General features: G+C 67.0%; 5 protein-coding genes and 1 rRNA gene. 1 reads left to right on the top strand and 5 read right to left on the bottom strand.

Going from position 1 to position 8,607, the window contains the following annotated elements:
* Positions 1 to 134: 134 nt before the first annotated feature.
* Positions 135 to 247 (top strand): 5S ribosomal RNA (gene rrf, locus A3A5_RS0117200).
* Between the two features lie 133 nt (positions 248 to 380).
* Here rrf and A3A5_RS0117195 read toward each other — a convergent pair.
* From A3A5_RS0117195 to nirB, 5 genes are all read right to left on the bottom strand, one after another.
* Positions 381 to 1,388: a tripartite tricarboxylate transporter substrate-binding protein gene (locus A3A5_RS0117195; RefSeq protein ID WP_018311785.1), complete on the bottom strand. Its 1,008-nt coding sequence runs from the start codon at positions 1,386 to 1,388 to the stop codon at positions 381 to 383.
* A gap of 129 nt (positions 1,389 to 1,517) precedes the next feature.
* The gene (locus A3A5_RS0117190) at positions 1,518 to 4,247 is read right to left on the bottom strand and encodes a nitrate reductase (RefSeq protein ID WP_018311784.1); all 2,730 of its coding nucleotides are present in this window, start codon (positions 4,245 to 4,247) and stop codon (positions 1,518 to 1,520) included.
* Between the two features lie 35 nt (positions 4,248 to 4,282).
* Positions 4,283 to 5,524 (bottom strand): NAD(P)/FAD-dependent oxidoreductase, encoded by a 1,242-nt coding sequence (locus A3A5_RS38770; protein ID WP_018311783.1) that lies wholly within the window; start codon positions 5,522 to 5,524, stop codon positions 4,283 to 4,285.
* A 61-nt stretch (positions 5,525 to 5,585) separates the two neighbouring features.
* Positions 5,586 to 5,969 (bottom strand): nitrite reductase small subunit NirD, encoded by a 384-nt coding sequence (gene nirD, locus A3A5_RS0117180; protein ID WP_018311782.1) that lies wholly within the window; start codon positions 5,967 to 5,969, stop codon positions 5,586 to 5,588.
* Between the two features lie 26 nt (positions 5,970 to 5,995).
* Complete coding sequence (gene nirB, locus A3A5_RS0117175) at positions 5,996 to 8,557, bottom strand: nitrite reductase large subunit NirB (RefSeq protein ID WP_018311781.1); 2,562 nt, start codon at positions 8,555 to 8,557, stop codon at positions 5,996 to 5,998.
* Positions 8,558 to 8,607 lie beyond the last annotated feature (50 nt).

The raw sequence follows: 8,607 nt of genomic DNA, 5'->3' as shown, positions 1-8,607 counted from the left end.
GCTTGATCCTATAACCAGTGTGTTTTGCCTGGTGAGTGATTCGCCTGTGCCCTCGGTTGGCACAATACGCACAACCAAGACTACATCCCTATTCGTGACGCTGGCTTCAATCCCCAGCGTCACAACCCCTCATGCCTGGTGACCATAGCGAGCTGGAACCACCCCTTCCCATCCCGAACAGGTCCGTGAAACAGCTCCGCGCCGATGATAGTGCGGATTCCCGTGTGAAAGTAGGTCATCGCCAGGCTCTTATTCCCAAAACCCCTCGACAGCGTGTGCTGCGAGGGGTTTTGTCTTTGGCGGATCGAAAAAACACTTCCGCATCCGCTGTTCCCTCGTGCCGCCGGCACATGACACCGACGGCATACCGGGCTTCCTGCTTAGTCTGCTTCGATCTGCATCGACTTCAGCAGCGGTTGCCATTTGTCGCTTTCAGCCTTTAGCAGCGTGCGCAGGCCTTCCGGCGTCTGCTTGTCGACCGGCACGATTTCCGCGCCCAGGCCATCGAGCTTCTTGATCACCACGGGATCTTGCAGCCCCTTCTGCAGGGCCTTGGTTAGCCGTGCCACGGTAGCGGGCGGCGTGCCCTTGGGCGCGTAGATGCCGTGCCAGACCTTGACGTCAAAGCCCTTGAGGCCGCCTTCCTGCAGCGTTGGCGCACTGGGCAGCGCCTTGATCCGCGCCGGCGTGGTCACGCCGAACAGGCGCACGCGGTCGGCCTGGATATGCGGCAGCGTGGCCGTGGTCTGGTCGCACAGCAGATCGACCTGGCCGCCCAGCAGCGCGGTCAGCGCGGGGCCGGCGCCCTGGTAAGGGATCGCATTGAGCTTCACGTGGACCGATTGCTCGAACAGCACGCCACATAGCTGCGATACGGCGCCCAGTCCGGCATTGGCCAGCGACACCTTGTCCTTGTTCTGCATCACGTAGCGGATCAGTTCCGGCACGGTCTTGGCTGGCAGGTCCTTGCGGCCCATCAGGGTCATCGGCACATCCGCCACCTGGCCGACATACTCGAAATCCTTCAGCGGCGCGTAGGACAGCTTCTTGTACAGTGCCGGCGCGGTCGCCATGCCGTTATGGTGGATCAGCAGCGTATAGCCGTCCGCCTGTGCGCGGGCGACAACGGCGGCAGCCACGGTGCCGCCGGCGCCGGTGCGGTTTTCCACCACCACGCTCTGGCCGAGGTCCTGGGACATCGCTTGCGCCAGTGTGCGTGCCACGACATCGGTCGGTCCGCCGGCGGAGTAGGGGACGACCAGCGTGATCGGCTTGCCGGGGTAGGCGTCAGCCGCCGCCGCGCCGCTTGTGCCAGCCAGCGCCGAGGCCATCACCATCACGCCCGCCAGCCATCGTGGTCCGGCGTGCAAATACTTTGCATCCTTCATTGCTGTCTCCAGATTGGTGCCGCACCGTGAGTCCGGGGCGGCTTGTCGGGGTTGCGCGGCTAGCATGGGGGCATGCCGCGGCGACCACAATCTGGTTCTCGTGAAGGGTGCCTAATCCATCGTGAAAGCTCAGGCCACTTCGGCCACGCGAACCTCCACCAGCAGCTTCTTCAGCTCCGGCACGCACGAGCCGCAGTTGCCGCCGGCCTTGACGCAGGCGGTGATCTCCGCGGGCGTCTTCAGGTCGTGCTTGCGCACGGCGTCGCAGATGGTGTTGCGGCCAACGCCAAAGCACGAGCACACCGTCGGGCCGGTGTCGGCACCTTTCTCCATCGGCTGGCCGAGCAGCAGGCCGATGCGGTCGGGGTCTTCCAGCCGCTCGCGCCCAAACAGGCCGGAAAGCCACGGGCGCGACGGCAACTCGGGCCGCGTCGACATATAGACGCAGGCTTCGAGCCGGTCATTGACGACGTAGCCCGCGTGGTAAACGCCGGCGGTACGGTCCTCGTACTCCAGCCAGTCGGCATCCGGGTCGGTCACGCCGAGCAACTCGCGGGCCCAGCTGGCGCGGTCGGCGATCGCCTCGCGGCCGGCAAATTCATAGCGCTGGAACTGCCGTCCCTGCACCCGCGTCCAGTAGGTCAGGGCCTCGGCCGGCAGCTCGCTGCGGCTCAGCACGAAGCCATGCCAGCTGACACCGAACGGTTCCACCCGCACTGGTGTGTGCTTGAATTCAGGCTCGCCGGAGACCGGATCCACCACCGGATTGACCAGCGCGCCGACGCGCGCATCCGAGCTGAACTGGCCATTCCAGTGGATCGGCACGAACACGCTGCCGCGCGGGATGCCGCCGCCATGGTGCACGCGCGCCACCATCGCGCCCCAGCGCGTGCTGACGCGCGCCAGCTTGCCCTCGCTGACGCCGCACAGCAGCGCGTCCTGCGGATGCATGTCGACGAAGGGCTCGGGCAGGTGGTCGGCCAGCTTGGCCGACTTGCCGGTGCGCGTCATGGTGTGCCAGTGGTCGCGCACGCGGCCGGTGTTGAGGATCAGCGGGAAATCGTCGTCGGGCGCGTGGGCCGGCGCGCGCGGCGGCGTGGCGACGAAGCGGGCCAGGCCGTCGGCATGGGCGTAGCGCCCGTCGGCAAACAGGCGTTGCGTGCCGGCGCCGGCCGGTGCGCCTGCGGGCAGCGGCCATTGCACTGGCTCGAGCGCGTCATAGTGTGCCTGGTCTAGGCCGACCAGCCCGCCGATGTCGAACACGCGCGGTGCGGCATCGTTGCGCCAGGCGCTCAGGCGCGCGTGCTCGTCGAAAATTTCATGCACGCCCGCATAGTCGAAGCCGTCAAAGCCCATGCGGCGCGCAACGTCGCACAGGATCCGCCAGTCGGCGCGCGCCTCGCCGGGCGCGGGCAGGAAGGCGCGCTGACGGGAAATGCGCCGTTCCGAGTTGGTAACGGTGCCGTCTTTCTCGCCCCAGCCGAGCGCCGGCAGCAGCACGTGCGCGGCGGCATTGGTGTCGGTGCGCTCAATGATGTCGCTGGTGACCACCAGTTCGCACTTGGCCAGTGCGCGGCGCACCTGGTCGGCGTCGGGCAGGCTCACCACCGGGTTGGTGGCGATCACCCAGACCGCCTTGACGCGGCCGGCTTCGATGGCCTCGAACAGATCCACCGCCTTCAGGCCCGGGCGGTCGGCCACCACCGGCGATTGCCAGAAGCTTTGCACGACGTCGCGATGCAGCGGGTTGGCCAGCTCCATGTGCGCAGCCAGCATGTTGGCCAGGCCGCCGACCTCGCGCCCGCCCATTGCATTGGGCTGGCCGGTGAGCGAAAACGGGCCCATGCCCGGGGCGCCGATGCGGCCGGTCAGCAAGTGGCAGTTGATGATGCTGTTGACCTTGTCGGTGCCGGCCGACGACTGGTTGACGCCTTGCGAGAAGGCCGTCACGGTCTTTTCGGTCTCCGCGAACAGCTGGTAGAACGCCAACACGTCCTGCACGTTCAGCTTGCAGGCGCGGGCCACGGCAACGGGATCGGCGCAGGCCGCATCCGCGGCCTGCAGGGCTAGGTCCAGCCCCGCGGTGCTGGCGGCGACGAAGGCGGCGTTGGTACGGCCTTCGCGCGCCAGGTAGCTCAGCAGGCCGTTGAACAGCCACACGTCGGTGCCCGGGCGGAGCGCCAGGTGCAGGTCGGCCAGTTCGCAGGTGGCGGTGCGGCGCGGGTCGATCGCCACGATTTTCATGTCGGGGCGCGCTTCCTTGGCCTGGGACAGGCGCTGGAACAGGATCGGATGGCACCACGCCGTATTGGAGCCCACCAGTACCACCAGGTCGGCCAGTTCCAGGTCTTCGTAGTTGCCGGGCACCAGGTCTTCGCCGAAGGCGCGCTTGTGGCCGGCCACGGCCGACGACATGCACAGGCGCGAGTTGGTGTCGATATTGGCGCTGCCGATGAAGCCCTTCATCAGCTTGTTGGCGATGTAGTAGTCCTCGGTCAGCAGCTGGCCCGAGACATAGAGCGCGACCGAATCCGGGCCGTGGCGGCGGACGATGTCCGAGAAGCCTTGCGCGACGGTGTCCAGCGCATGGTCCCAGGAGACTTGCTGCAGGGAGCCATCGGTGCCGCGCACCTTGGGGTGGAGCAGGCGGCCTTCCAGGTCCACGGTTTCACCCAGCGCCGAGCCTTTCACGCACAGCCGGCCGTGATTGGACGGGTGCTGGGCGTCGCCCGCGATCTCGACCTGGCCGTCGGCACGCACGGTGGCGCGCACGCCGCAGCCGACGCCGCAGTACGGGCAGGTGGTGGCGGTGGTGGTGGTCAGGGTGGCCGAGACCACCGGGATATCGGACAGGTTCACGCGTTCTCCAAGGGGGCGTTGTCTGGTGTTGCCACCTAGGCGGCGAGCGCTTCGCACTGCGCCTTGCCGAACAGCAGGCGCTGGCGCAGCGCTGCCACCGGCGTGCGTTGCTGGATCATGTCGAAGTACCAGGGGCCGTCCTGCACGTCGCCGTACAGCACCGCGCCGACCAGGCAGCCGTCCTGCAGCACCAGCCGCTTGTAGACGCCGCGGCGCGCATCGCGCAGCACCAGGTCTTCGCTGCCTTCGGCGCCGATGAAGTCGCCGGCGGAGTAGAGGTCCACGCCGGTCACTTTCAGTTTAGTCGCGGTGGCCTGCTGCACGTAGCGGCGATGGCCGGCGCCGGCGAGGTGCGCGGCGCACACGCGCGCCTGATCCCAGATCGGCGCCACCAGGCCGAAGGTGGCCTGGCGGTGCTGCACGCATTCCCCCACGGCGTAGATGCGTGGATCATAGGTCTGCAGCGTGTCGTCGACGACGATGGCGCGCTCGCAGTGCAGGCCGGCGCCGGCGGCCAGTTCGATATTGGGGCGCACGCCGGCGGTCATCACCACCAGGTCGGCGGGGATCTCGCTGCCGTCCTTGAAGCGCACGCCGGTGACGCGGTCTGTGCCGAGGAGATCCGCGGTCTGCGCGCCCAGCAGGAAGCGCAGGCCCTTGCGTTCGAGCGCGCTCTGGAGCAGCGTGGCAGCAGGCTTGTCGAGCTGGCGCTCCATCAGGCTGTCGGGCAGATGCACCACGGTCACGTCCATGCCCTGGCGCAGCAGCCCGTTGGCGGCCTCCAGGCCGAGCAGGCCGCCGCCGATCACCACCGCGTGGCGGTGGTTGCGCGCGGCTTGCTGCATGGTCTCGACGTCCTGGATGTCGCGAAAGGCGATCACGCCGTCGAGCTGGTGCCCCGGCACCGGCAAGATGAAGGGTTTGGAGCCGGTGGCCAGCAGCAGGCGGTCGTAGCGCACTTCGCGCCCCGAAGCCGAGCGCACAATGCGGCGCGGGCGGTCGATGGCAACCACCGGATCGCCGGCGAGCAGCTCGATGCCATGCTCGGCGTACCACTCGCGCGTGTTCAGCATGATGTCCTCCACTGTCTTCTCGCCGGCCAGCACCGGCGACAGCAGGATGCGGTTGTAGTTGCCGTGCGGCTCGGCCCCGAACACCGTGATGTCGTACAGGTCCGGGGCGAGCCTGAGCAGCTCCTCGACGGTGCGCATGCCGGCCATGCCGTTGCCGACGACGACCAGGCGCTGGCGGGCTTGCGGGTTGGCTGAGAACGTCATGCCAGCATCTCCGTTGGGGTGGCTTTTGGACAGGGGGAGCATCAGGATCGTGCGGCGGGTGTCAGGCGGCGAGCTCTTCCTCGGCCGCGCGCATGACCACGCCGGCGGCGATCCAGACCTTGCCGTCATAGACGCGTGCGGCGTAGGCATTGACGGACTGCCCGGGCGCTTCCAGGCACTCGCCGGTGCGCAGGTCGAAGTGATGCTTGTAGATCGGCGAAGCCACCACCAGGCGCTCGCCCAGGTTGCCGACCAGCCCGCGCGAGAGCACCGCGGCCTGCGAGTTGGGATCGAAGTTATCGATGGCGTAGACATCTTCGCCGCGGCCGATGCGGAACACGGCGACCTGCTTGTCGTCCACCAGTGCGCACACACCAGTATTGGGCACGATATCGCGCACGGTGCAGACGGCGGTCCAGGTTTCAGGATGGTGGGGATGGCTCATCACGTTCTCCTTGATTGCGGGCTACATCAGGCTGCTTTTGCGGGCACGGCCACCACGGGAATGTGGCTCAGGCGGGAGTGACGCAATTTCCGTTCCTCCGGCGTGGCGGGGCGGATCTGCCCCCGCTCTTCGATGAAGGCGACGTTGTCGTCGCGGCGGTCGCTGTTGACGAAGTGGCGGAAGCGCTTGCGCGTCTCGGGATCGGTCACGGCCTTCTTCCACTCGTCTTCGTAGGTGTCGACCACGTGCTGCATCTCGGCTTCCAGTTCGGCGGCGAGGCCCAGCTTGTCGTCCAGCACCACGGCCTTCAGGTAGTCCAGGCCGCCCTCCAGGTTGTCGCGCCAGACGCTGGTGCGCTGCAGGCGGTCGGCGGTGCGCACGTAGAACATCAGGAAGCGGTCGATGTAGCGCACCAGGGTGTCGTGATCGAGGTCGCTGGCCAGCAGCTCCGCATGGCGCGGCTTCATGCCGCCATTGCCGCAAACGTACAGGTTCCAGCCCTTGTCGGTGGCGATCACGCCAACGTCCTTGCCCTGCGCCTCGGCGCATTCGCGGGTGCAGCCGGACACGCCGAACTTGATCTTGTGCGGCGCGCGCAGGCCCTTGTAGCGGTTCTCCAGTTCGATGGCGAGGCCGACCGAATCGCCCACGCCATAGCGGCACCAGGTCGAGCCCACGCACGACTTCACCGTGCGCAGCGCCTTGCCATAGGCATGGCCCGATTCAAAACCCGCCGCGATCAGTTCTTCCCAGATGAAGGGCAGTTCCTCGGCGCGTGCGCCAAACAGGTCCACACGCTGGCCGCCGGTGATCTTGGTGTAGAGGCCGTATTTCTTGGCCACCTGGCCGACGGCGATCAGGCCTTCTGGCGTCACTTCACCGCCCGGCATGCGCGGCACCACCGAGTAGGTGCCGTCCTTCTGGATGTTGGCCAGGTAGTAGTCGTTGGAGTCCTGCAGGCTGGCGTGCTCTTCCTTGAGCACGAACTCGTTCCAGCACGAGGCCAGGATGCTGCCCACCGCGGGCTTGCAGATGTCGCAGCCCATGCCCTTGCCATGCGCTTCCAGCAGCGCATCGAAGGACTTGAACTTGCCCACGCGCACCAGGTGATACAGCTCCTGGCGCGAGTACGGGAAGTGCTCGCAGAGATGGTTGTTGACCGCCATGCCCTGCTTCTTCATCTCGGCCTTCATGATCTGCGTGACCAGCGGCACGCAGCCGCCGCAGGCGGTGCCGGCCTTGGTGCAGGTCTTGAGCGCGCCGATGCTGGTGGCGCCGTCGCACACCGCCGCGCAGATCTCGCTCTTGGAGACGTTGTTGCACGAGCAGATCTGGGCGGTGTCGGGCAGGGCGTCGGCGCCCAGCGCGGGCCTGGCCTTGCCGCTGCTGTCGGGCAGGATCAGGAACTCGGGGGACTCAGGCAATTCGATCTTGTTCAGCATCATCTGCAGCAGCGTGCCGTACTCGCTGGCGTCGCCGATCAGCACGCCGCCCAGCAGGTATTTGCCGCAGTCGGACACCACCAGCTTCTTGTAGACCTCCTTGCGGTCGTCGCAGAACTGGTAGAAGCGCGCGCCCGGCACGGTCCCATGCGGGTCGCCGATGCTGGCCACGTCCACGCCCATCAGCTTGAGCTTGGTGCTCATGTCGGCGCCGGCGAACTCGGCGGCTTCGCCCTGCAGGTGGCGCGCGGCGACGCGGGCCATGTCATAGCCCGGCGCCACCAGGCCGTAGATCTTGCCTTGCCATAGCGCGCATTCGCCGATGGCGTAGATGTCGGGGTCCGAGGTGAGGCACTGGTTGTCCACTACGATGCCGCCGCGCTCGCCCACCGCCAGGCCGCTGGTGCGCGCCAGTTCGTCGCGCGGGCGGATGCCGGCCGAGAACACGATCATGTCGGTGTCGAGGTGGGTGCCGTCGGCAAACACCATGCGGTGGGTGCCGTCTTCGCCATCGATGATTTCAACGGTGTTCTTGCCGGTGTGCGCGGTAACGCCCAGGCCTGCGATTTTCTGGCGCAGCATGCGGCCGCCGCCTTCGTCGACCTGCACCGCCATCAGGCGCGGCGCAAACTCCACCACGTGCGTCTGCAGGTCCATGTCGCGCAGTGCCTTGGCGCATTCCAGGCCCAGCAGGCCGCCGCCGATCACCACACCGGTCTTCGAGCGCGCGCCGCATTCGCGCATCGCTTCCAGGTCTTCGATGGTGCGGTAGACGAAGCAGTCCTTGCGGTCCTTGCCCGGCACCGGCGGCACGAAGGGGTAGGAGCCGGTGGCCAGGATCAGCTTGTCATAGGCCAGGGTCTCGCCGGTCGAAACCTTCACCGTGCGCGCGGCGCGGTCGATCTCGACGGCGCGGGCATTCAGGCGCAGCAGCATGTTGTTGTGCTGCTCGAAGAAGCCGGCGGGCACCAGCGACAGATCCTCGGCTGACTTGCCGGCGAAGAATTCGGACAGGTGCACGCGATCGTAGGCGGGACGCGGTTCTTCGCACAGCACGGTCACTTCCACGTTCTGCGCGCCGGCTTCCGCCAGGCATTCCAGGAACTTGTGACCCACCATGCCGTGGCCGACGATGATCAGTTTCATGATGCTTTCCTTGTCCGGTAGTCAGTCTTTGCTGCTTGTTGTGCTGTGGG

This window comes from Cupriavidus sp. UYPR2.512 (assembly GCF_000379565.1).
Taxonomy (GTDB): domain Bacteria; phylum Pseudomonadota; class Gammaproteobacteria; order Burkholderiales; family Burkholderiaceae; genus Cupriavidus.
The sequence above is the reverse complement of the archived record's forward strand: the minus strand, read 5'-3'. Positions and strand labels throughout refer to the sequence as shown.

Excerpts from the sequence above, each read along its gene's own strand:
- A3A5_RS0117195 (WP_018311785.1), bottom strand. The coding sequence starts at position 1,388 with ATGAAGGATGCAAAGTATTTGCACGCCGGACCACGATGGCTGGCGGGC.
- A3A5_RS38770 (WP_018311783.1), bottom strand. The coding sequence starts at position 5,524 with ATGACGTTCTCAGCCAACCCGCAAGCCCGCCAGCGCCTGGTCGTCGTC.
- nirD (WP_018311782.1), bottom strand. The coding sequence starts at position 5,969 with ATGAGCCATCCCCACCATCCTGAAACCTGGACCGCCGTCTGCACCGTG.
- nirB (WP_018311781.1), bottom strand. The coding sequence starts at position 8,557 with ATGAAACTGATCATCGTCGGCCACGGCATGGTGGGTCACAAGTTCCTG.